The organism is Vibrio sp. 1S139 (assembly GCF_041439475.1).
GTDB classification, from domain to species: domain Bacteria; phylum Pseudomonadota; class Gammaproteobacteria; order Enterobacterales; family Vibrionaceae; genus Vibrio; species Vibrio crassostreae_C.
Genome location: NZ_JBGOOD010000042.1, coordinates 22,691 through 45,816 on the forward strand (window position 1 = coordinate 22,691; position 23,126 = coordinate 45,816).

The 23,126-nt window shown below is 44.9% G+C and carries 21 protein-coding genes, 1 pseudogene and 1 riboswitch; of the genes and pseudogenes, 19 read left to right on the forward strand and 3 right to left on the reverse strand.

The genetic code is table 11. The features are described from left to right. Window positions 1-289 precede the first annotated feature (289 nt). The 5 genes from ACED46_RS14625 (at window position 290) to ACED46_RS14645 (ending at window position 3,089) form a co-directional block, all read left to right on the forward strand. Complete coding sequence (locus ACED46_RS14625) at window positions 290-1,090, forward strand: PhzF family phenazine biosynthesis protein (protein WP_371721763.1); 801 nt, start codon at window positions 290-292, stop codon at window positions 1,088-1,090. A 123-nt stretch (window positions 1,091-1,213) separates the two neighbouring features. Continuing rightward, complete coding sequence (locus ACED46_RS14630; protein ID WP_017080131.1) at window positions 1,214-1,717, forward strand: YgjV family protein; 504 nt, start codon at window positions 1,214-1,216, stop codon at window positions 1,715-1,717. A 76-nt stretch (window positions 1,718-1,793) separates the two neighbouring features. Continuing rightward, window positions 1,794-2,108 (forward strand): cupin domain-containing protein, encoded by a 315-nt coding sequence (locus ACED46_RS14635; protein WP_065584628.1) that lies wholly within the window; start codon window positions 1,794-1,796, stop codon window positions 2,106-2,108. 98 nt (window positions 2,109-2,206) lie between these two features. Beyond that, on the forward strand, window positions 2,207-2,686 hold the full coding sequence (locus ACED46_RS14640; RefSeq protein WP_371721764.1) for a GNAT family N-acetyltransferase: 480 nt from the start codon (window positions 2,207-2,209) through the stop codon (window positions 2,684-2,686). A gap of 106 nt (window positions 2,687-2,792) precedes the next feature. Beyond that, the gene (locus ACED46_RS14645) at window positions 2,793-3,089 is read left to right on the forward strand and encodes a hypothetical protein (protein ID WP_371721765.1); all 297 of its coding nucleotides are present in this window, start codon (window positions 2,793-2,795) and stop codon (window positions 3,087-3,089) included. Window positions 3,090-3,230: 141 nt separating this feature from the next. Here the strand turns inward: ACED46_RS14645 and ACED46_RS14650 are convergent, their stop codons facing one another. Then, complete coding sequence (locus ACED46_RS14650) at window positions 3,231-3,728, reverse strand: fasciclin domain-containing protein (protein ID WP_108092562.1); 498 nt, start codon at window positions 3,726-3,728, stop codon at window positions 3,231-3,233. A 202-nt stretch (window positions 3,729-3,930) separates the two neighbouring features. On the opposite strand from ACED46_RS14650, the gene ACED46_RS14655 reads away from it, so the two are divergent. From ACED46_RS14655 to ACED46_RS14665, 3 genes are all read left to right on the forward strand, one after another. Further along, a complete protein-coding gene (locus ACED46_RS14655) occupies window positions 3,931-4,914 on the forward strand; it encodes a DUF2860 family protein (RefSeq protein ID WP_371721766.1) in 984 nt (327 codons plus the stop codon). A 166-nt stretch (window positions 4,915-5,080) separates the two neighbouring features. Next, window positions 5,081-5,575 carry a GNAT family N-acetyltransferase gene (locus tag ACED46_RS14660; protein ID WP_017066469.1) on the forward strand — a complete coding sequence of 165 codons (495 nt, stop codon included), beginning with the start codon at window positions 5,081-5,083 and terminating at the stop codon, window positions 5,573-5,575. A 75-nt stretch (window positions 5,576-5,650) separates the two neighbouring features. Further along, a riboswitch (purine riboswitch) is annotated at window positions 5,651-5,749 on the forward strand. A gap of 90 nt (window positions 5,750-5,839) precedes the next feature. Next, on the forward strand, window positions 5,840-6,862 hold the full coding sequence (locus ACED46_RS14665) for an adenosine deaminase (RefSeq protein WP_136979512.1): 1,023 nt from the start codon (window positions 5,840-5,842) through the stop codon (window positions 6,860-6,862). 179 nt (window positions 6,863-7,041) lie between these two features. Here the strand turns inward: ACED46_RS14665 and ACED46_RS14670 are convergent, their stop codons facing one another. Further along, a complete protein-coding gene (locus ACED46_RS14670) occupies window positions 7,042-7,704 on the reverse strand; it encodes a DUF2057 family protein (RefSeq protein ID WP_371721767.1) in 663 nt (220 codons plus the stop codon). A gap of 293 nt (window positions 7,705-7,997) precedes the next feature. Continuing rightward, a complete protein-coding gene (locus ACED46_RS14675; RefSeq protein ID WP_017064704.1) occupies window positions 7,998-9,560 on the reverse strand; it encodes an arylsulfatase in 1,563 nt (520 codons plus the stop codon). Window positions 9,561-9,906: 346 nt separating this feature from the next. Between ACED46_RS14675 and ACED46_RS14680 the strand changes: the two genes are divergently transcribed. The 11 genes and pseudogenes from ACED46_RS14680 to ACED46_RS14730 all read left to right on the forward strand — a co-directional run. Further along, on the forward strand, window positions 9,907-11,454 hold the full coding sequence (locus ACED46_RS14680) for an arylsulfatase (RefSeq protein ID WP_371721768.1): 1,548 nt from the start codon (window positions 9,907-9,909) through the stop codon (window positions 11,452-11,454). Window positions 11,455-11,663: 209 nt separating this feature from the next. Next, window positions 11,664-14,102 carry a tetratricopeptide repeat protein gene (locus ACED46_RS14685; protein WP_371721769.1) on the forward strand — a complete coding sequence of 813 codons (2,439 nt, stop codon included), beginning with the start codon at window positions 11,664-11,666 and terminating at the stop codon, window positions 14,100-14,102. A gap of 130 nt (window positions 14,103-14,232) precedes the next feature. Further along, window positions 14,233-15,216, forward strand: coding sequence for a MoxR family ATPase (locus tag ACED46_RS14690; protein ID WP_017060007.1), 984 nt, complete (start codon window positions 14,233-14,235; stop codon window positions 15,214-15,216). Window positions 15,217-15,228: 12 nt separating this feature from the next. Next, a complete protein-coding gene (locus ACED46_RS14695) occupies window positions 15,229-16,191 on the forward strand; it encodes a DUF58 domain-containing protein (protein WP_371721770.1) in 963 nt (320 codons plus the stop codon). Continuing rightward, complete coding sequence (locus ACED46_RS14700) at window positions 16,192-16,734, forward strand: DUF4381 domain-containing protein (RefSeq protein WP_065584635.1); 543 nt, start codon at window positions 16,192-16,194, stop codon at window positions 16,732-16,734. Then, entirely contained in the window at window positions 16,727-17,806 is a 1,080-nt protein-coding gene (locus ACED46_RS14705) for a VWA domain-containing protein (RefSeq protein ID WP_017060004.1), read from the forward strand. The genes ACED46_RS14700 and ACED46_RS14705 overlap by 8 nt, the downstream gene beginning before the upstream one ends. Then, window positions 17,799-19,505: a VWA domain-containing protein gene (locus ACED46_RS14710; protein ID WP_371721771.1), complete on the forward strand. Its 1,707-nt coding sequence runs from the start codon at window positions 17,799-17,801 to the stop codon at window positions 19,503-19,505. Before ACED46_RS14705 ends, ACED46_RS14710 begins: the two co-directional genes overlap by 8 nt. Next, entirely contained in the window at window positions 19,502-20,884 is a 1,383-nt protein-coding gene (locus ACED46_RS14715) for a BatD family protein (RefSeq protein WP_136974458.1), read from the forward strand. Before ACED46_RS14710 ends, ACED46_RS14715 begins: the two co-directional genes overlap by 4 nt. A gap of 78 nt (window positions 20,885-20,962) precedes the next feature. Then, on the forward strand, window positions 20,963-21,868 hold the full coding sequence (locus ACED46_RS14720; RefSeq protein ID WP_371721772.1) for a LysR family transcriptional regulator: 906 nt from the start codon (window positions 20,963-20,965) through the stop codon (window positions 21,866-21,868). Window positions 21,869-21,887: 19 nt separating this feature from the next. Next, a complete protein-coding gene (gene yegS / locus ACED46_RS14725; RefSeq protein ID WP_108208759.1) occupies window positions 21,888-22,628 on the forward strand; it encodes a lipid kinase YegS in 741 nt (246 codons plus the stop codon). Next, window positions 22,529-23,126: pseudogene (locus ACED46_RS14730) on the forward strand (transposase); the annotation flags it as partial. The gene yegS and the pseudogene ACED46_RS14730, both read left to right, overlap by 100 nt.

The following is a 23,126-nucleotide window of genomic DNA, read 5'->3' on the forward strand; positions in this document are numbered from 1 at the left end:
TCATAATATCCATTCTTACAAGTTATTAAGCATTAAATAATGATGCGGTGATTACCTTTTTCGGGTTTTCGCTCGTATTAATCGTCGTTATTCCTTTGTTTTGCCATCGCGATTTACTCTTATGTTCAATGTTCTTTTATCCCTAAAAACACTTCTATAACGTTTTGTTTATCATTTGTTTCGTTTCTCAATAAGTATCGATAAAGTTGTTGCTAAAGACTTGTAGCACAAGGTGTTTGTGCTTATTGTAGGCAACAATATTTATCCAATATAAGAGCTAGGAACTATTGTGAATTTAGATATATATCAAGTGGACTCGTTCACAACTCAAGCTTTTAAAGGAAACCCAGCTGGGGTCTGCATTTCTCAAGATCTACTTGATGAGTCACTCATGTTCTCAATCGCTGAAGAGATGGCGGTATCTGAAACGGCTTTTCTTGCGCTTAACACCATGACGCTTAAATGGTTCACTCCAGAAGTAGAAGTAAAACTGTGTGGGCATGGCACATTGGCAACCGTTCATGTAATGAAAGAGCAAGGGTTGGTTAAAACAGGTGACAGTGTTGTGTTTAACACCTTGTCGGGTGAGTTATCTGCCACAGTTTGTGAATCATCTATCGAACTTGATTTCCCTAGCACTCAGTTGTCATTGAACTCAGAAGCGAATCTCACATTACTTGAGCACTTTGGTTTAGAACCGCACCAAGTCGTTTCATTCCGAGAGTTTGATTCCAAGCAGTTAATCGAAGTTTCCAGCGAGCAAGTGTTATTGGCTCTTTCACCTAACTTTGATGCTTTAAAGAGTATTAAAGGGCGAGGTGTAGTGGTGACAGCATTGGCAGCAAATACGGAACTTGATTTTGTTTCTCGCTACTTTGCACCTTGGGTTGGGGTTAATGAAGATCCTGTGACTGGCTCGGCACATTGCGCATTGACGCAACACTGGGCAGAAAAGCTCAACAAAAGCAGTTTCAGTGCTTATCAGGCGTCTCGTCGTGGTGGCTATATGTCGACTGAATTATTGGCTAATGGGCGAATAAAGTTAATCGGCTCTGCGACCACTGTGATTAGTGGTGTGTTGAAGCTTTAGATTTTTATAGAAGCTTTAGAGCGCTGTTTGCTCTGTTTTGTTGTAACCGCCTAGTATGTTTTATTCGATTATTCACCGTGAAAGAAGCGGCTAGGGCGTAATGTTATTATTGAAGGAATCACCGTGTCAGATTTTTATCTTTCTCAAGTATTAGTCGCAATTGCTATTTGTTTCGATCTTCTGTCTTTTCAGTTTAAAGAGAGAAAGAAAATCGTCACCTGTCTGTTCTTTGCTGGCGTGCTTATTTCGAGCCACTTTATTCTTCTCGAACAATGGACAGCAGCGAGCTTAATGACGATTGCCACTATTCGCTATTTGACGAGTGTATTTTCTACATCGTCTAAGTTTAAATATTTGTTCTGTTCCATGTCAGTGGTCGCAACGGTTGTGACTTACTCGGGGCTGACCAGCATATTGAGTTGCTTTGCTTCCGTATTTCAAACCTTTGCAGCCTTCAATAAAGATGACCGTCGATTAAGAGAATTGATGATCATCGGAACGAGCTTTTGGTTGGTTCACAATTACTTAGTTGGCTCGCCAACAGCAGTTCTGATGGAGGCGCTGTTTATCTGCAGTAACTTGGTGGGCTATTACCGTTTTTATTTCAGAAAGAGTGCTGCTGCTTAGGTTTTACAGTGTAGCTAAGGCCCAGATTGTTAATCAATTCAATTCCAATCAATTCAATGTTAGCTAGGAGAGCTTGATGCCAAACATTTACAATGATGTTCCTTCATCAATACCCAATGAAATATTCAATGACCTGATTGCCAACGACAACATTCGAATCGAGAGAATACTCTCATATGGTCACAGTTCACCAGACGAGGGTTGGTATGATCAAGATGAGAATGAATGGGTAATGGTGATCGATGGGCAAGGGGTGATTGAGTTTGAAGATGGTCGCATTGTTACCTTGTCTAAAGGGGATTATCTCAATATTTCCGCAGGTGAAAAACACAAGGTGCTGAGGACGGATAAAGATGCGGTGACGATCTGGCTCGCTGTGTTTTATCGTTGATATCTTGCTCTAAAGCTGAGGCTGTTAGGTTATAAAGCTTGCTGATTCAGCTGTTTATTTTCACCTCAGAAAGGACTTAAGACAAAAAGGAGTATGTTGTGATTAGAATTCGAAACTATCAAGCGAATGATGACAAAGCACTGTGGGAGATCTTCTTTCATACGGTACGTAACGTGAATGTTCGAGATTATTCTCAACAGCAAGTCGAAGCTTGGGCACCCAGTAGCTTTGACTTTGCGTTATGGCAAAAGCGTATGAATGGGTTACAACCCTTTGTGGCTGAACTCGATGGTTGCGTAGTTGGCTATACTGACCTGCAACCAAGTGGCTTGATTGATCACTTTTTCTGTCGCCACGAATATCAAGGGAAGGGGGTAGGGAAAGCGTTGATGGAACATGTTTTCACTGTGGGTCGAGTTCGTGGTATATCGAGATATTTCTCTGAAGTAAGTATTACCGCAAGGCCTTTCTATGAGCATCTTGGTTTTAAGGTGGTGAATGAACAGGAAGTCGAAATGCGTGGTGTAAAGCTGACCAATTACGTGATGGAAAAGGTTGTGCCTTCAGACGAACGGTAATCTCATTTTTGTTACAGTTTTCACCTGCTTTTTGTTCTCTTCTTAAAGAAAAATCATCACTTTAGCGATAATATTCGCTGCAACTAATTTGAGTGAAGGAAGTCACGTGGGAATTGAAGCTTTAGCGTTTGTGATGGACGCATTAATAACCGCATGCTGCATGTATATCGCCTCCAAAATGTCTTTCGTGGTCGCAGACTTTAAATCCCTTCTTACTATTGCTGCAATCGTTGCTTTGGTGTCATTGATTCCGACAGTGGGCTGGGTGTTAGGGTTGATTCTGTTTGTGTTCCTACTCGGGAAAGCGACGCACTCTAGTATTGGTGATTGCATTTGGGTGGTGGTCTTCATGAAGGTAGTGTCGATGGCGGCATTTCTAATATTCGGCCGCTTGTTTGTGTAACTCGGGTTCTTGTCGATATAGTTCTTGTTGATATAAAGGCAGCCTCGGTTGGCTTAAGACCGTTATAAACTTTTTAATTAAAAGATGAAGAGGGTGTGACCTGTCACACCCTCTTAAAACCTTTGACCGATGTTGTATTTCTTATTTAGGCAACAGCACAGCGTCAATCACATGGATAACACCGTTGCTAGCCTCAACGTCTGGCATAATAACTTTGGCGTTGTCTATCATTACGTTGCCGTCATCTATCGCTATCATTACCGCACTGCCTTGAACCGTCACTGCACTATTTAACTTCATAACTTCAGCTGCCATGATTTTACCTGGTATTACATGGTATGTGAGCACTGCAACTAGTTTGTCTTTGTTTTCTGGCTTCAACAACATGTCGACCGTTCCTTCTGGTAACGCAGCAAATGCCTCATCAGTGGGAGCCAATACAGTGAAAGGGCCTTCACCTTTCAATGTATCAACTAAGTCCGCTGCTTTCACTGCCGCCACTAAAGTATTGAAAGAGCCGTTTTCCGTCGCAACATCAACGATGTCTTTCTTCATCTCGTGGTGGTTAGCGTGAGCAAAAGCCGTAAAAAGAAGCGTCGCAACTAGCACTGATGTGGTTTTGATTAATTTGTTAAACATATTGTCTTCCTTTGAGTTTTGTCCGTTATTTTCGAGAAGTACTACGAAAGCTTAAAAGCGATAGATCAACTTATTGCACCTTTGAACCTATTTTTTAGATACCCAATTCGTCAGTTGAATAAATGTCTCCGTTAAATAGTTGTTATAATTTTAATTTAATACATATAGTTAACGGGTGATTATTCAATTAATGGATGTGAATATGAGGTTTGTTTTACCAGTTGTATTTTCGGCATTCGCTTCAATGCCAGCTTATAGTGGCCTTGCACTAACGGAAGGTTTCAGTGGTAACTTCAGTGTCTTGACGGGTGTATCTTCTGACAGCAGTAACTTGAGCACCGAGCAAGACGCGAATCAAGTAACCAACACCAAGGAGGGGGATAGTGAAAACCAAGGGCTACTCGGCTTTTTGGGTACGGTTCAATATACCTTTGGTGAGTCACTGACTCATCAAGTGTATGCGGGTACCACTCGAGAGGATATTGCAACAGGTACCATTGCTTTTGAGATTGGTTATCGACATCAGCTATCTGGAGGCACAATATTGGATTTTTCTGTTCTTCCTACGCTTATCTCGGGCAAGGCTTGGACGGATCCGTATGCTGTTGGCGTTAATCGAAATGAAACGGATGTGAAAGGTAATGTAGGACGACTGCAGCTCACTAATATTGGTGGAACTGGTTTTCGAACGGATCTCGCATTTGGGCAATCTGATGTTGATGAAGAGCTATCTGGTAGCCAAGTCTTATCTCCGGAAGATGCTGTGCTGCTGGATAGGGAAAGAACCTATGTGTACGCCAAAGCAGGGTACCGCTTTATCTTGCCAAACCAAGCTGGTCTATTTGTTCCTTCAATGGTGTATTTCCACTCAGACGCAGAAGGAGGAGCACTCAGCTTCGATAGTTATGGAATTGAATTAAACTACGCGAAGAGAGTCGGTCGCCACGGTTTTGTTGTTACCCTAGATGCAAGTGATCGTGAATATGATGAGTCGAATCCAATTTACGGGCAAGTACGTGAAGAGAATGAATTCGGTGCATTCTTAGCTTATGAGTTTGGTGGTTTGATGGGCTATAAAGATTGGGCGTTCATTACTTTACTGGGTTTAAGAAGCATAGATTCTAATATCGATTTCTATAACTCCGAGCAAGTATTAGCGAGTGTGGGTGTGGATTATAAATTCTGATATTCACACTATTTTAAAAATACTCATCAAAGCAGAAGTTTAAGTTCAGTCTTACTATTTGTTTAATTATTTCGGGTACTTACACCTTTAAAGGTTGTAGGTTCCCGTTGCTACCCGTAATATGAAAATTAGCTTATGGATAGAAATAATAGGATAAGGAAGCGCTTTGGAAATACAAATTAGACATTTAGAAGCAACGGATAGCCAAGATGTTTTCGATATTTATCGCCGCCCTTCAGTTTCAGAAAACACCTCACAAAAGCCTTATCTTAGTTCTGAACAAGTGGAGCGACTGTTTGGTCATTCAGACCATTTCACTCTGGTTGCGGAAGTCTCCGGCAAAGTAGTGGGTCACATTACTTTATTCATGACCACCAAGGTAAGAGACAGGCACTGCGCTGGTCTTGGTATTGCTATTCACCCGGATATGCATGGTAAAGGGGTCGGTAAGGCGTTAATGCAAGAAGCGATCAATCAGGCGGATAACTGGCTTAATCTCGTGCGTCTTGAGTTAGAGGTTCATGCCGATAACCACGCCGCTATTGCTTTGTATGAACGTGTAGGCTTTCAGTTAGAAGGCACAAAAAGACTCAGTACGTTCAAAGCGGGTAAGTACATCGATATGTTGCTGATGTCGAGAATACGACCAGATTACCGTTGAGATCGAACCAAACAGGTTCCTGCTTTAGAAATCGGTTAATGAGCAATTGATTAGTGAAATTCCCATTAAACTCTGTATAGTAGCAACCGTTTGCTTCGTATAACCCCAATGATATGGTTTGGGGTCTCTACCAGCTCCCGCAAAGTGCTGATTACGAAGGGTTTAGATCACAATTGTGTTCTTACTCTTTGTAATGGCGTTCAAGAAAACCTCCTGTCTATTATTCAGAGTAAGTGCACACCTAAAATCCATAGTAGGTGAAATATGAACGCATTTATTCAAGGGCTCCCAAAAGTAGAGTTGCATTTACACATTGAAGGTTCGCTCGAACCTGAGTTACTTTTCCAGCTTGCTCAACGCAATGGCATTGAGCTGCCTTATTCATCCCCAGAGCAACTAAGACGCGCATACGAATTTGATGATTTACAGTCATTTCTGGATATCTATTATCAAGGTGCTGATGCACTGCGCACAGAACAGGATTTCTACGACTTAACATGGGCTTATCTAGAACGCTGTAAAGCCGACAATGTTATCCATACTGAGATTTTCTTTGATCCTCAGACACATACCGATCGTGGCATTGCATTCGACACCGCTATTAACGGCATTCATCGTGCGCTTGAACAGGGTCATAAAGAGTTGGGCATTACCTCTCAAATCATCGCATGTTTTCTGCGCCATTTATCTGAAGAGAGCGCCATTCAAACGTTCGCAGAGGTATTGAAGCATCAAGATAAGATCGTCGGGGTTGGACTGGACTCTTCTGAATTAGGACACCCACCAGAGAAGTTCAAGCGTGTATTCCAACAAGCAAAACAAGCGGGCTTCTTGACGGTGGCGCATGCAGGAGAAGAAGGGCCGGCTCAAAACATTGTCGATGCGATTGAAATGCTCAGCGTGAGTCGAGTGGATCATGGTGTCCAGTGCATGACAGACGAAGCTCTAATCGAAGAGCTGATTGAAACCAAAATGCCACTGACGGTGTGCCCACTGTCGAATATTAAATTGCGTGTATTCGATGTGATGGAAGACCACAACATTGTCGAACTGCTCAGAAAGGGTGTGGCTGTAACGATTAACTCGGATGACCCTGCTTATTTTGGTGGTTACATGTCGGATAACTTTAATGCGGTGAGCAAAGCTCATGAGATGACGCATCAGGAGTTAGCGCTGTTTAGTTTGAATGCGATAGACGCGAGCTTTATTGAAGCGCCATTGAAGCAGCAATATCGAGAGCTTGTTCAAGGTTACTTAGCTAAAGCTGATTTTGACCAGAATTTCTAGCCGCTGTGCCCATTTACTAGCAGCTGAATACAAAGCGCTAGGGTGGCCAACAAAAGTAGATGGAAAAGTGTTATCGACTGAGTCTGCTTAATCTATATAAGCCTAAATCATCTAGATGAAGACAAAAAAGAAGTTGGCAGTGCGCCAGCTTCTTTCGTTTTTAAATTAAGACCATTGAGCTACTTGTTCACGTAGTCTTTGAATTTCTGCTTCGTTTCAGCATCCGCTTTTTCGTACCAGAAATACAACATTTCTTCAGCTGTATTCGCCGCATTTCCGTCAATCTTTGCTGGAAGCGTTACGGGTTGTGCTACAACTGCTGCGCCCGCGCTAGCACCTACTGTAAGTGCTGCGATGCCGCCTTTCTGGTTGTACTCCTTCGCTTCTTGCGGGTACTTACGACCAATCTGCATGCCATCTTTGATAAGTTTGTCTTGCTTAACACTGATTGCATTTTGGTTTTCATCAACCAGTTTCCAATCTAAGTTTTGAAGGCCTTTTTTCGCTTCGTTGGTGTTACGGAACTTAGGCATGTCAAACGTCAATGCTGTGTCTGTCGCATCAAAAGTAGCAATAATGGTATCGCTATCGACAAACTCTCGGTCGTTACCTTGGCTGAAAGCCAGTTGATATTTGAAAACGATTTGGTTTACGCCATCTGGAACGGTGATCGTTTTGCTCGAAGAGAAGAAACCACCGTCAAGATCGGGTTTAGCTTCATTTACAGCTAAGACTTCGACTAAAGCATCTGCGCTAGAAGGAACTTCAATTGTTACGTCAGCTAACACTTGTGGTGCTGCGATAATTGTCGAAAGCAGCGCAATGGATTGTAATGTTTTCATAATCATACAGTTGTTTATGGGCAGTTGAACTACAATCGCATGGTAAGAACTCCAATTCAAGTCATGTCATAAGGATTTGAAAAAATTTGCGAAATCTTAACGCAACGGTCATATATTAAGGTTCACATTGACTAGTGTGAGTTTTTATTTTTGAAAAATGAGAGGGTAGGTTGGGTGTGAATTGTACTAGTTGGCGGTTCGCGTCTTATGTTATTTGTATTGGATACTAAAAAGCCGCGGTCACTGCATTCAGTCACCACGGCTTCGTTATTACATTTTTAATCTAGAGTAGCTTATTTAGCTTGTGCTGCGGCTGCTTCTAGTTGCTTAAGTTTACCTTGAAGCATGTATGCATTCTGGTTGAAGTTACCTGGGTTCAGTACTTGGCTATTCTGCATAGGGTAATCTGGTAGCGTCGTCATAAACTCTTGAACCTGATTTCCTACTGGAACGAATAACCACATGTTGTCTGCCATCCAGCGTAGGTACATACCAGACTCGTGCGGTGCTTTCTCGAATGGGTCAGCACGTAGGTGAACAACTTGAGGCCAGTTTGGTTGGAAACGAACTGCATCCACAATGTTACCATCCATCACAGCAAACGAAATCTTGAAGTCATTCCAACGTACTGCGTTTAGCTCAGCGTTAGCAGAGAAGTAAAGCATGCTGTCACGAGGGCCTTTCTCTTCTTTACCTTGGAAGTAAGGCAGGAAGTTGTAACCATCTAGGTGTACGCGCCAGTTTTTACCGTTGTAAGTTGCACCTTTGTCAGATGCTAGCTTCTCAACCACTTTATCATCACCAGCGGCTGCTAGTAGAGTAGGAATCCAGTCTTGGTGGCCCATGATATCGTTGATTTTAGTTCCAGGTTTGATAGTCCCAGGCCAGCGAACTAGCTGAGGCACACGCATACCACCTTCGTAAGTTGTACCTTTCTCACCGTGGAAGTAAGTTGCGCCGCCATCAGGCCAAGAAACCGTTTCAGCACCGTTATCGGTAGAGTAAATTACGATAGTGTTGTCAGCGATTTTTAGTTCATCCAGCTTGTCTAGAAGCACACCAACATGGTCATCATGCTCTAACATACCATCAGCATAAATACTGATACCTGACTTACCTTGGTATTTCTCTTGTAGGCGAGTCCACACGTGCATACGAGTGGTGTTGTGCCAGATGAAGAATGGTTTGTCAGCTTTTACCGCTTTTTCCATGAATGCTAGAGATTCTTCTAGGAACTCTTCATCCGCATGCTCCATACGCTTACGCGTCATTGGGCCAGTATCTTCAATCTTACCGTCAGCAGTAGACTTGATTACACCACGAGGGCCGTAGTTCTTACGGAACTCTGGGTCTTTAGGGTAGTAATATGTTTCAGGCTCTTCTTCTGCATTTAAGTGGTATAGGTTACCGAAGAACTGGTCAAAGCCGTGGTTCGTTGGAAGGTGTTTGTCTTGGTCACCCATATGATTCTTACCAAACTGAGCGGTCATGTAGCCCTGTTCTTTTAGAAGGTCTGCAATCGTTGGAGCCCAATCAGGGATACCGTGGTCCGAACCTGGCATACCGATAGTCAATAGACCAGTACGGAAAGGTTCTTGACCGGTTAGGAATGCAGCACGACCAGCAGTACACGATTGTTGACCGTAGTGGTCAGTAAATAGTGCGCCTTCATTCGCAATACGGTCAATGTTTGGCGTTTCGTAACCCATCATACCGTTGTTGTATGCACTGATGTTGAAAACACCAATGTCATCACCCCAGATAGCAAGAATATTCGGTTTTTCCGCTGCTGTTGCCGCTGAAGAAGCTGCTAATAAGCCAACACCTAATGCTAGTTTATTAATTTTAGTACCCATAAGGACTCCGATTCACTTTTAAGATTAATGCGTTAGAACAACGCATCGATGAGCAAATGTTATTCTCAAAATTCCGTTACGTCCTTTTATAGTGCTTATAACCAATCGTTATGATGCTTAGGTAACCTATTGATTAATATCAGCTCCAGTGGGTACGTAGAATAAAGCCTTAGTTTGTATGTGTGATCCTTATCATGTTTGTTGGCGTAAACCTTATCGATGATTTCTGTATCCGTATCTCAATAAAAATGACAAAAAGATTAATAGCTTAGGGAATCTCGCGCATGTGTAAAAAATGGACTATACGTTGTAGGGCAGGATGCAAATAACTTACGAAGAGGTTTCTATGACAGCGAAATATGGCGCTAAACGTCGATTAGCGATTTTGGGTACAGCGATGATGGCCGCGTCCAGCGCCACTTTTGCGGCTGAAAAGCCAAATATATTGGTTATTTTGGGGGACGATATTGGTCAATCCAATGTGAGTGCATACACCTTCGGTCTCATGGGTTACAAAACCCCGAATATTGATAGCATCGCGAAAGAAGGGATGATGTTTACGGACTATTACGCAGAGCAATCTTGTACTGCGGGTCGCTCTACCTTTATCACGGGACAAAGTGTATTACGAACGGGTTTGAGTAAAGTAGGTTTGCCGGGCGCAGACATTGGCTTACAAGCAGAAGACGCGACAATCGCAGAAATGCTGAAACCTATGGGTTACATGACAGGTCAATTTGGTAAAAACCACCTTGGCGATAAAGATGAATTCCTTCCAACAGCACACGGGTTTGACGAATTTTTTGGCAACCTTTACCACCTAAATGCTGAAGAAGAACCAGAGAATGAAGATTACCCAACCGATCCTGAGTTTCGTAAGAAATTTGGCCCTCGTGGTGTCATTAAGTCATTCGCTGATGGCAAGATTGAAGATACCGGTCCACTGACGCGTAAGCGTATGGAAACGGTTGATGAAGAAACACTAGACGCGGCACTTGATTTTATGGATCGCGCAGTGAAAGCGGACAAACCATTCTTCGTGTGGTGGAACGCGACACGTATGCACTTTAGAACGCACGTGAAAGCCGACAGTAAAGGCGTAACCGGTGTCGGTAACTACGCTGATGGTATGGTTGAGCACGATCGACACGTTGGGCAACTATTGAAGCAAGTGGATGAGTTGGGTATCAAAGACAACACGATTGTTTTCTACTCAACGGATAACGGCCCTCACATGAACTCTTGGCCTGATGCGGGTACAACCCCGTTCCGTGGTGAGAAAAACACCAACTGGGAAGGCGCATACCGTGTACCAGCAATGGTTCGTTGGCCTGGTAAGATTGAACCAGGAACCGTATCTAACGAAATCATGCACCATATGGACTGGATGCCAACCTTCGTTGCCGCCGCTGGTGATGACCAAATCAAAGAGAAACTACTCAAAGGTCATACTGCCGGTGATAAAACGTTTAAGGTTCACTTAGATGGTTACAACTTCCTTCCTTACCTAACGGGTGAAGAAGAGAAAGGCCGTCGTTCGGAGATCTTCTACTTTACCGATGATGGTGATTTAGCGGCGCTTCGTTACAACCAATGGAAAGCGGTGTTCATGGAGCAGCGTGCAACGGGTACCATGCAAATTTGGGCTGAACCGTTCGTGACGTTACGTCTTCCTAAGCTGTTTAACCTGCGTATGGACCCATACGAAAACGCAGACATTACATCGAACACATATTACGACTGGTTGTTAGACCATGCTTATATGTTCGTTCCAGCACAAGCGTATGTGGGCAAGTTCCTAGAAACCTTTGCTGAATATCCGCCACGTCAAAAAGCAGCAAGCTTTAGCTTGGATCAGGTTATGGAGAAACTTCAAGAGAACCATAATAAGTAAGCTTTGGTTTATTGAAACTGATAGCTTGATGAAGCTGATAACACGAAAGAGCTCCTAGGAGCTCTTTTTTTTATGCGCATACCGATGAGTAAATCCCGGTCGTGAATATGAATCACAACTATCATGATCATTGCCACTAAATAATTGTATTTTAGTCGTTTTTACGTCTACCTTAGTAAGCATAAGGATGTATAAAAACAAGGAATGTTATGTCTGCATGGTTGTGCTCGCTAGTGAACGGATTGAAACACCAGAGAGTCGCAGTATTATCCGTAATCTTGTCTCCACTTATGTTGTCGCTGTTCAGTTTGAGCACCTATGCCAACGAGCAAGATCCTAATAGCAACACTGAGGCTTCAAAGCTCAGTTCTGTAGCTTCACACGCTAGCTCTGATGTTTTACCTATCGGTTCTAAAGCCACCTATGTCGGATCAGAAGCTTGTGTTGATTGTCATAGTGAAGAAGTCGAAGCGTGGCAGGGCTCTCATCATGACATGGCGATGAAACACGCTACAGATGAATCTGTATTAGGCGATTTCAACGATCAAACGGTCACTCATGGCGGTAAACCCAACCGATTTTTTCGCAAGGGTGAAGAGTTCTGGGTCAATATCGAAGGCCCAGACGGGCAATTCAAAGATTACAAAATCAGCTATACCTTTGCCTTTGAACCATTACAACAGTACATGGTTGAGTTTGAAGACGGTCGAGTACAGTTGATTCCTTTCGCTTGGGACTCTCGCACTGAGGGCGAAGGCGGTCAACGCTGGTTTAACCTCTACCCGGATACCACCAACACTGATGAATTCTACTGGACCAATAGCGGTCAAAACTGGAACTTCATGTGTGCTGATTGCCATTCAACGAACCTAGAAAAGAACTACGACAGCGCAAGTAATACTTACAACACTACTTGGTCTGAGATTAATGTCGGTTGTGAAGCCTGTCATGGCCCTGCAAGCGAGCACGTTGAGCAGGCCCAGCTAGCAAAAGCTCAGTTAACAAAAAACAAGTCAGCAAAAGCCAACGGCGGAAAGGATGTTCAAGTCTCGTCGCATTATGGCTTTGATCGCGACTTGTCGAAGTCGGTGAAAGAATGGGTCTACCAAGAGGGCAACTCAACCCTGCAACCAAAAGACATCATCCATACCAACCAAGTTCAAACCTGTGCTCAATGCCACAGCAGACGTACTCAGTTAAATGAAACTGGAGATCACGTTAACGGGTCTTTCTTTGATAAGTATCGTCTAAGTTTGATTACTCCTGAGCTTTACCATAACGATGGTCAAATCTACGATGAAGATTACGTTTACGGATCTTTCCTTCAATCAGTGATGGCTGAAAAAGGCGTCACATGTACTAACTGCCACGATCCCCATACCGCTGAACTAAAAATTGCCGAAGAAGCGGTGTGTAGCCAATGTCACATTGCATCAGAGTACACGCCTGAAAAGCACACCTTCCACGAGGCGAATACCGAAGCATCACAATGTACCACTTGTCACATGCCTGAGACGACTTACATGGAGGTCGACCCAAGACGCGACCACAGTTGGCACATCCCATGTCCTGATATTAGCCAACACATTAAAACACCAAACGTGTGTACTAGCTGTCATGAAGATCAAACCGACCAGTGGGCAGATAAGCAAATCGGTGAGTGGTTCCCAGATTCTAAGTATCGTAATCAGCAGCACTTTGCCGTTGCCTTTTATGCTGACTCAATAGGGCACAGAGGTGCAGAGGATGCGTTGGCATACTCGGCTCAGGACTCTAGCTTAAGCAATATCATTCGTGCATCGAGCTTAGAACGTTTGGGCGGTAATACGGGTAAGAATACGCTTATCTCGCTAGCAAGAGCGGTGAAACATGATGATGAAATGATCCGTTTGGGCGTTGTGCAAGGCTCGTCTGGTTTCCCATTTACTGACCGTTGGCAGATTCTAGAGCCGCTGCTGAAAGACCCTGTATTGTCGATTCGTTCAGAAACCGCAGGCGCATTAGTGCGTTATTGGGGAGAAATGAACCCTCTGCAGAAAGACCAAATCAAGCCTGCATTAGAAGAGTACATTGAAATACAGCAATTTAATGCCGACAGAGGATTTGGACGTACTAACCTAGGCAACGTTTACCGAGATTTAGGCCAGCACGACAAAGCGATTGAGTTTTATCTAGGCGCTATCGAGATTGAGCCTTATTTCGAAAACAGCTACGCCAATTTAGCGGATTTGTATCGAGCGCAAGGTAACGAGGCAAAAGCGTTGTCGACCTTGAAGCAAGGTATTGAAGCTCAGCCTAAATCGAGTGTTTTGCCATACAGCACAGGATTGTCTCTGCTTCGTGTGAAAGATTACGAACAAGCAACGGACTACCTTAAACAAGCCGCTGAAACTGCGCAAACCGACCCTCAATATTGGTATGTGTACGGATTGGCTTTGGAAAAATCGGATGTGCTTGCGGCAAGTCAATCACTGCATAAGGCTTACCAATTTAGCCGCAACCCACAGCACCTGTATGCCCAGTGTGAAGTGTTGGCGCGAAACAGTCATATACCGGGCGTACCAAAGGCGTTTGAGCAATGTATTTCATCATTGAGCAAAGTGGCACCGCCGGAAGCCATTAACCAATTGAAAGCTAGGTTTAAATAAAGCGATGAGGTGAGCTTGGCTATCGAGCTTGCTGCTTATTCCGCTTGTAACCAATTATCGCGTTTATAACTAATAGTTATGGAGCTTGTGAGTAGGATGTACGCAGCCAGATTGAATTAAGGGAAGACCTATGAACCATGCGCAACAAGCAATAAACCAACTGATTGAACAAACAGAGAAAAGTGTTATCGGTCAGAGCCACGTCGTTCGGGCTCTGGTGATAGGGTTATTGACTAATGGCCATGTGCTTTTAGAGGGACTTCCCGGTACAGCGAAAACTCGCTCAGTAAAATCGCTGGCGAATCTACTGAACACCAGTTTTGGTCGAATTCAATTTACGCCAGACCTGCTGCCATCTGATGTGACGGGCACGGAGGTGTATCAAGAGCTTGATGGAAAGCCTCAGTTGCATTTCCAACCGGGTCCTATTTTCAACAGCATTGTATTAGCCGATGAAGTGAACCGTGCGCCTGCAAAAGTACAGGCTGCTCTGCTTGAAGCGATGGCGGAAGGGACGATTACGGTGGGTGGTCAAACTCACATCCTGCCAGATTTGTTCATGGTGCTAGCCACACAAAACCCAGTTGAGCAAGAAGGTACGTATCCACTGCCTGAAGCACAAATGGACCGTTTCATTATGAAAGTGACAGTCGACTATCCAGAAGATGAAGCTGAACGCGACATCATTCGACTTGTGCGCAGTGAGGAACTCGGTAGCGAGACCAGTTCAGAATTAGTCACGCCACAACATATTGAACCTGAGTTGGTACTTGAAGCTCGGCGCCAACTTCCAGACATTGCCGTTTCTGATTTAGTTGAGAACTACATTGTGGCCTTGGTGATGGCAACTCGTAAGCCAGAGCGTTACCCAGAATCAAACTTGTCTAAATGGATTGAGATTGGTTCAAGTCCGCGTGCTTCCATCGCGTTGGATAAATGTGCTCGCGCTTATGCATGGTTGCAAGGACGTGACCATGTCACGTTGGACGATGTGCGTGCCATGTTACCAACCGTATTAGGTCACCGATTCTCGTTGTCTTACGACGCATTGGCCGATGGTGTTGACCATCAAAGAGTGGTTGAAGAACTGCTCGATAATGTTGAGATTGGATAACTAGGGGGCGTCATGGCGAAGCCAACACAAGCTCCCAAATCGCAAGGCCTTGATCCACGACTGTATTGTGATTATTCAAGGTTAGTGCGAATTCAGGCTCAAGCTGAGTCGTTTTCACTGTTACCTCATTTAAAAGCGGGCAGCGTACTTTCGGGCAGACATAACTCTTTGTTCCGTGGTCGTGGTTTGAACTTCGAAGAATTACGTCATTACCAATTGGGTGATGATATCCGTAATCTCGATTGGAAAGTTACGATGCGAACGGGTAAGCCTCATATTCGTAGCTATACCGAAGAGAAAGACCGTAATGTGATGATCTGTGTCGATCAGCGCAGTTCGATGTTCTTTGCGTCTCAAAACACCATGAAATCTGTTGTGGCTGCCGAAGTGGCGGCATTGTGTGGATGGCGAGTGCTGAAAGATGGTGATCGTGTCGGCTTCGTTTTGGCCTCGCACCAAAAACTGTTTCATACCAAAGCTCAACGTTCTCAATCTGATTTGTTGGCTCAGCTAAAACATCTTACCAAAGCCAATCAAAGCTTAGGCGTCAATGTAAGTGATGGCGATAATGTTGGTTTTAGCCAGTGGATTGAACTGATCAAACGAATGAGACTCAAGCAATCAACCTTGATATTCATTAGTGACTGGCGAGATTGCCAAGAGCAACATCTTGACCGACTAAAGCAACTGCAACAACACAACGACATCTTAGCCATTATGGTCACCGATCCATTAGAACAATCATTGCCTCAAGATCTGGCAAGCGCAAACTGGGTGGTGGGTGATGGTCGCTTTCAACTTAATCTGGATAGCCAATCTAAGGTTAACCTCGCAAGTAAAAGCCTTGCCCAAAAAGCGGCACTTCAGAAACTGTCCCTTGCTAAATTGATGGCGATGAAAAACCTCCCTTATATAGAATTAGACACGTCGGGCAATCACATATCACAGCTGAAGAAACTAGTGGGAGGGCGCTAAATGGCTGTTGAACATACGCCTCCAAGTACTTATATCCTTCGCGACCTACATGATGTCGCCATTCCTGACAGTGTGAGCTGGGCTCCTCAAACGATCGGCTGGAAGATCCTTGGCGTTATTCTGTTATTGGTCGCTATCTATCTGGCTTATCGCTTGGCGTTAAGGTGGTGGAATAACCGTTATCGCAAAGAAGCGCTTCAAGAGCTCATGGTACTGGATGCAAGAGACAAGAACTCAACCGAACGAACCTTTAAAGTCCTCAAAGTGGTGCTTCGTTACCTAGACAGCAGTAATGCCAAGTTGTTTGGCCAAGCTTATGTGAACCGTTTGAACGCTTATCTGCCTGTTAGCGCCAACACGAGTGAAAACAGCAATGCGTTCTTTGCCGATGAAGTTTCGGAATTATGGATGCAAAGCCTAATTGACTCTAATGTGCGTTTGAGCTTTGAACAGCGTTTAGAGGTAATTCAAACCGCGATGATGTGGCTAAAACTTCACAAGCCGAATGTACAGGTAACGGTTGAGGGGCAAGACAATGTTTGATGTTTTATCTGCCAGTTTTGAATTTGCGCATCCGCTGTGGTTTATTGCGCTGCCTTTACCGTTGTTGGTCTACTTTGCGGTGCCAGCTTATCGAACTAAGCAAATGGCGATTAAGGTGCCATTTTTTCGAGAATTGGTAGAAGCGATTGGGGAAGCACCGTCAGAAGGTGCAAGCCAGTTAACTCCAAGCTGGTGGCAACGAACCACGCTCATTATTACTTGGGTATTGGTCGTGTGTGCGTTAGCGAAACCAACCATTCTTGGTGAGCCACAGGTTCGCGAACAATTGGGTCGTGATGTGATGGTGGTGGTCGATTTGTCTGGCTCAATGGCGGAGCAAGATTTCACTTCTAAACAAGGCGATAAAATCTCTCGTTTAGATGCGACCAAAGAGGTGCTGGTTGATTTTGCGAAAACCAGAAAAGGTGACCGACTCGGTTTGATCTTGTTTGGTGATGCAGCGTTTGTACAAACGCCATTTACCGCGGACCAAGATGTATGGCTTGAACTGCTTAATCAAACCGATGTCGCGATGGCAGGGCAAAGTACGCACTTGGGCGATGCAATTGGCTTGGCGATCAAGGTGTTTGAACAAAGTGAAAAGCAAAGTGCTGCCGTTCAAGATTCAAACGTCGACACCAACGAAAAAGAGAAAGTCGTGATCGTATTAACAGACGGTAATGATACAGGAAGTTTTGTTGAGCCTATCGATGCCGCAAAAGTCGCCAAGGCTAAAGGCGTTCGAATTCACGTTATTGCGATGGGCGATCCGCAAACCGTTGGAGAGGTTGCTCTGGATATGGAAACCATCAAGCGTGTCGCTCAAGAGTCAGGTGGCGAAGCCTTTGAAGCACTTAACCGCGACGAACTGACCAAAGCCTATGCTCAGATTGGTGAGCTTGAACCTCAGTTATATGAAAGTACCACTTATCGCCCTAAACAGGGGCTGCACCACTATTTGATGGCGATTGTTGTAGTGATGTATTTGACCGCATTCAGCTTAGCAACGATACGCCGAAGATCGCTGCTCGCTTCTTCGGCTAAGAATTTGAAAGGAGAGAGTGATGCCTGATTCTCTCACGATACAACAGTTCTTTACCCAGTTTCATTTTATCCGACCTTTGTGGTTGTTGGCCTTTATTCCGATGTTCTTCCTGTTATGGGTTCGTTGGAGAGAAGAGACCAAACCAACGTGGAAAGACATTTTACCTACACATTTACGTGATGCATTGACGATTGGCGAAACAGGCTGGCGCAAGCAACTGCCGTTGAAGCTATTGGTGGTGATTGTGACTATCGCCATCATTATCTGTTCTGGCCCAACATGGCAGCGTGAGGCTTCGCCTTTTGGTGAAGACAAAGCGTCGATGTTGGTTGTGCTTGATAATAGTGAATCTATGCTTGCTAAAGATTTGCCTCCAAGTCGCTTGGAACGATCTAAGCAGAAAATTAGAGACTTATTGGCAGCTCGCAAAGGCGGTAATACGGGCTTAGTGGTTTATGCAGGCAGCGCACACGTAGCGATGCCCGTCACGCAAGACAGCAAGGTGTTTGAACCGTTTCTAGCGGCTATCACACCCGATATCATGCCTGTTTCAGGTAAGTCAGCAGAGGAAGCACTGCCACTGATTAATCAGCACCTGTCTGGTGAGTTAGGTTCTTCTGTACTGTTGGTATCAGATGGTGTAAACCCAAGCACCATTAGGGCGTACGAGAGTTTCTTTAACGACAATCCGTATCAGTTGCTCATTCTCGCCGCAGGAAACAGTAATGTGGTGAGCGATAACCCTGTCGACCTAGATTCACTGCGTAACTTAGCGAGTAAGACGGGTGGACGAGTGATTGAAGTGACCGTTGATGATTCGGATATCCAACAACTAAACAGAGCGGTTGAAAGAAACATGCAGCTCAACGGCGAATCTTCAATGCCTTGGAAAGACATGGGCTATGGACTGCTTATTCCAATGGCTTTCATTATGTTGCTATGGTTCAGAAAAGGGTGGTTGGTGCAGTGGTGTGTCGTTGGTTTGATGATCACAAGCAGCATGTATTCACCAGACACTTTGGCGAAAACAGTCAACTTAACCGCTGAGAAACCCGTTGTGGTGGAGTCGGTTACTACTTGGGACAAAACAGCTCAATGGTGGTGGGACTTATGGTTAACGCCCGATCAGCAAGGTCAACGCCTGTTGAATCAGAAAGAATATCTTCAAGCTGCCAAACATTTTACTGACCCAATGCGAAAGGGCGCGGCTTATTACTATGCTCGTGATTTTAAGCTCGCTCACAGTGCGTTTTTGCAAACCAAAACTGACCTTGGTTTGTACAATGCAGCGAGTGCGTTAGCTAGGCAGCGTGAATACCTTGCCGCACGAGACCTCTTGAAATCATTAAGTGAGAAAGAGGATCTGTCACCAGAACTAAGAACGGATGTGGAGAACAATCTTGCTGTGCTTAGTGGAATTGTCGAAGAGGTAAACCGAACCAGTGAAAGCCAGTCTGGAACCACAGATGGCCCTGAAGAATCTTTAGAACTCGAAGACGATCAGCCGCGAACGGGTGATGGCGCTGAAGAAGAAACGGTAGCGGAATTGATGCTTAAGGAAACACTTAACGCGAATGAGATTTTGGGCAGCCAAGAGCTTGCCGACAAGTGGTTAAAGCGAGTAGAAGCCGATCCTAAGTTCTTCTTGAAATCCAAATTCCAAATTCAGTTAAGAGATCCTGCGCCTTCCATCGAACAAGCGTCAAAACAGGAGCAAACGCAATGAGTCGATATGATTTAGCTCTTGAAGCGATTCAATCAAAGCGAGCGCGATTCACAGCCCGCACATGGTTGTTGTCGATGACTCTTATGTTGAGTTGGTTTTTTCCTGCTGTTGCTTCTGCTGCCGATATCTTCGATCTGCAAAAAAGTGGTGACGTTGAGCTTATCGCTTGGATTGGCGAGAAACCCAAGTCAGGCGACAAAATAACGCCGGGCAAAGTCAGCGTAAATGAGCAGGTCATTCTGAACATTGAGGTGGCGACACCGCGCTGGTTAACGGGCGGCACTCGAATCGGCAGTATCGAAATCCCTAACGTTATCGCTAAGCAGCGTAACCAACTCGCGACGAACTACACAGAAAGAGTCGGTGGTACTACATGGTCACGTCAGCGTTGGGAAGTGACGCTTTATCCGATGACTTCCGGTGAGTTTGTTATTCCAACCGTACCGGTTCGTATCCAAGTTTCTGCTCCTGATGGTTCAAACGTGGGCGGTACGCTTTACACGCAGCCGATTAAGTTTGAAGCTTCGTTGCCTTCAGGTTTACTCGATAATGAAACGCCTTGGTTTTCTGCGACAGAAGTAGATATAGAGCAGCAATGGCAACGCTCAAGTGAAGAGCTAAAAGTTGGCGATGCTATTACTCGAACTATCACGATTAAGGCAAAAGACAGCTTTTCTGTGTTGCTGCCAGATGTGCTAACCAATAAGTCCACTAAGCAGTTCCAAGCTTACCCACAGCCCAACCGTTTGGATGACACTCAAGAACGTGGTGATTATCGCTCAAGCCGAGTTGAACAGACTGTATATGTGATTCAGCAGGGTGGTGAGTTTACGCTGCCAGAGTTTTCATTTCAGTGGTGGGACAGCAAAAATCAACGCCTTGAAAACGTGGTGATAAAAGGCGAAGTGTTTGAAGCCAAACACACAGTCCAATCTTTCATCAAGGCCTACATGTCGGTGTTTATTAGTGTTGGTTTGGTGTTGTTAGTCTGCATTGCGTTGATTGTTTCGGTTAAGCGTTACTACGCAAACCGCCCAACACCGAGTTGGCTGGTACTACGTCGTTTAGTTAAGCAAGGTAATTGGGCTGCATTAAGAACCTTTATCTACCGTCAATTGCGAAACCAAACCTCTCAGTTAGAACTGAATAAAGTGCAACTGGATAAAGCGCAACATGGTAAATCAAATGGACAAAAGCGTTGGCTAGAAGATAGCGAAGCCCTTCAACAAGGATGTGAAGATAAAAACGTATTCACTCGTTTATGGAAAGGGTTACGTAACTTGCCCAGTGACACATCAAACTCAAGCAATTCTCGTTCAATTGCCGCTCGCTTGAAAATCCCTAAAGCCTTGCCAAACTTAAAAGATAGAACTAAGTAGCAAACTTTAGTTATTCGCATCGAACATAATCGGCAGGTTCTCTACTATGGGGAACCTGCTTCTTTAATATGGAACTGTATGAAAAGTACCGAACTAAATCTAATTCCTATATTTGTTGCTATCTATGAAGAGCAGAACTTATCTAGAGCTGCTAATCGCATGGATATAAGCCAACCAGCAGTGAGTAAAGCACTTGCAAGGTTGAGAGATATCTATGATGAGCCACTGTTTCATCGCACCACATCAGGCGTAGAGCCAACCACATTCGCTATTGATATCTATCCTGCAATGGCCGCTGCACTTAAAAACTTTACTTCTACCTTATCCGCATCAAGAGACTTCGATCCTAAAACCTCAGGCCGCGTGTTTTCCATTGCCTGCGTCTCGGCGGCGAGCTACGAAATGATGCCAAAAGTCATGCGGTTAATCAGCCAAGTCGCATCAGGTATCGCGTTAGAGGTTCATCCTCTGTTTACCGAAGACTATGAGTCTGATTTAAGGCTGCAAAGACACGACGTGATTGTTGATATGACGCCTAAAGGAAGAACCATGCTTAAGCACGAGGTGATTTCTACAGAAGAGCTGGTGGTGGTGTGTAGTAGTGATCATCCTACGGTTGGCGATACCATCGATATGGAACAGTTCTTAGCACTCGAGCATGTGGTGGTCTCTAGGTGGCATGCGCGCAAAAGCTTATTAAGCTCTGAGCACTATAGTGACCTTGAGAAACGTAGAATCGTGTATCGCGCAGCGGGCGTTGTAGAGATGCTTCCTGTTATCGAAGGCTCTGAGTACATCGGAGTAATGCCTATTTCATCAGTGCATTGTTTTGCTGAAAAGTACGCGGTAAAAACACTGCCATTGCCCTTCGAGTTGGAAGACCTCGATATGTGTATGATTTGGCATCCAAGCCGTACTAATGAACCAAGCCATAAGTGGTTACGAGCTAAGATCAAAGCGGCAGCAAAAGAGTTATCAAGTTAGCCTATACAAGGACATAGCCATGGACAGCATTCGCGTGATTTTAAACGGAAAGAAAGCCAATATCCCGGAATTAAGGCAAGCCACCTTTGCGGCGAGGGACAATGATATTGACCTGCAAGTTAGAGTGACTTGGGAATCGTCGGACATGTTTCGTTTGGTAAGCGAGGCAATATGCGATGGTGTTAAGCGTCTGATTGTTGTCGGTGGCGATGGAACGGTGAATGAAGCCGTTAACGCGCTCAACCAGTTCCGTGCCAGTGAAAGACCACAACTGGCGCTTATCCCAATGGGCACTGCGAATGATTTTGCTACCGCAACGGGAATACCTAACGATATTTCGGGTGCTTTTGAACTAGCGCTGGAAGGCAAGGCGTTTGCGGTGGATAGCGCGCGTGCGAATGACCGCTATTTTATGAATGTCGCTGCGGCGGGTTTTGGTGCTGAAGTCACAGCTGAAACGCCAGTCGAGCTTAAAGATTTTCTCGGTGGCGGTGCGTATACACTAACAGGTGTGGTGAAAGCACTTGGCTTTAAGCCCTACAGTGGCACGTTGCCCATAGACAAAGGCAGCTTTACCGGCGAGATCCTTGTTGGTGCTTTTTGTAATGGTCGCTTAGCGGGTGGAGGACAAGAGTTAGCACCCAATGCATTGATTGATGATCGCTGTTTACCCAGTCGGGTATCGAGCTATCACGCGCCACCATGGCAAGGTGGGTTATCCAAGTCAGTGAGAAGTTCGCCCCGCTGTATGTGGCCTTGAAGGAGAACCTACTTCAACAAGTGGTGGTTCAGGCGGATGAAACGCCGCTCAATGTGCTCAAAGAAGAGAAGCAGTGTTATATGTGGCTTTACTGCTCAGGCGCTGACTCGCCCGAAGCGGCACTGCCGAATGTGAAAAAATCGCCTTGTACGACTATCAAAACAGTCGCGCGAGGGTGTGCCCCGTGGACTTTTTAGGTGACTACAACGGTTATCTACAAACCGATGGCTACACGGCTTATCATGGTCTGCATCACGTCACTAATGTGGGGTGCTTAACGCAAGTTCATGGACGCGAAGAAGCTTCAAGGGGAAGGTAAATCGGGCAAGGCTGATAAAGTGCTGGCTAAACCCCAAAAGCTCTACGGGATAGAATCACGCTTAAAAGGTGCGCCTGCCGAAGAACGCAAAGCAGAGCGTTAAGCGTATGCCAAGCCGATACTGGATGAGCTTTACCAATGGATGACAACCCAGAAGGTGATAGGCTCTAGCCCACTAG

What these genes read in the sequence shown, in the direction of transcription:
- ACED46_RS14635 (WP_065584628.1), top strand. Translation starts at nt 1,794, where the DNA reads ATGCCAAACATTTACAATGATGTTCCTTCATCAATACCCAATGAAATA.
- ACED46_RS14650 (WP_108092562.1), bottom strand. Translation starts at nt 3,728, where the DNA reads ATGTTTAACAAATTAATCAAAACCACATCAGTGCTAGTTGCGACGCTT.
- ACED46_RS14655 (WP_371721766.1), top strand. Translation starts at nt 3,931, where the DNA reads ATGAGGTTTGTTTTACCAGTTGTATTTTCGGCATTCGCTTCAATGCCA.
- ACED46_RS14665 (WP_136979512.1), top strand. Translation starts at nt 5,840, where the DNA reads ATGAACGCATTTATTCAAGGGCTCCCAAAAGTAGAGTTGCATTTACAC.
- ACED46_RS14670 (WP_371721767.1), bottom strand. Translation starts at nt 7,704, where the DNA reads ATGAAAACATTACAATCCATTGCGCTGCTTTCGACAATTATCGCAGCA.
- ACED46_RS14675 (WP_017064704.1), bottom strand. Translation starts at nt 9,560, where the DNA reads ATGGGTACTAAAATTAATAAACTAGCATTAGGTGTTGGCTTATTAGCA.
- ACED46_RS14680 (WP_371721768.1), top strand. Translation starts at nt 9,907, where the DNA reads ATGACAGCGAAATATGGCGCTAAACGTCGATTAGCGATTTTGGGTACA.
- ACED46_RS14685 (WP_371721769.1), top strand. Translation starts at nt 11,664, where the DNA reads ATGTCTGCATGGTTGTGCTCGCTAGTGAACGGATTGAAACACCAGAGA.
- ACED46_RS14690 (WP_017060007.1), top strand. Translation starts at nt 14,233, where the DNA reads ATGAACCATGCGCAACAAGCAATAAACCAACTGATTGAACAAACAGAG.
- ACED46_RS14695 (WP_371721770.1), top strand. Translation starts at nt 15,229, where the DNA reads ATGGCGAAGCCAACACAAGCTCCCAAATCGCAAGGCCTTGATCCACGA.
- ACED46_RS14700 (WP_065584635.1), top strand. Translation starts at nt 16,192, where the DNA reads ATGGCTGTTGAACATACGCCTCCAAGTACTTATATCCTTCGCGACCTA.
- ACED46_RS14705 (WP_017060004.1), top strand. Translation starts at nt 16,727, where the DNA reads ATGTTTGATGTTTTATCTGCCAGTTTTGAATTTGCGCATCCGCTGTGG.
- ACED46_RS14710 (WP_371721771.1), top strand. Translation starts at nt 17,799, where the DNA reads ATGCCTGATTCTCTCACGATACAACAGTTCTTTACCCAGTTTCATTTT.
- ACED46_RS14715 (WP_136974458.1), top strand. Translation starts at nt 19,502, where the DNA reads ATGAGTCGATATGATTTAGCTCTTGAAGCGATTCAATCAAAGCGAGCG.
- ACED46_RS14720 (WP_371721772.1), top strand. Translation starts at nt 20,963, where the DNA reads ATGAAAAGTACCGAACTAAATCTAATTCCTATATTTGTTGCTATCTAT.
- yegS (WP_108208759.1), top strand. Translation starts at nt 21,888, where the DNA reads ATGGACAGCATTCGCGTGATTTTAAACGGAAAGAAAGCCAATATCCCG.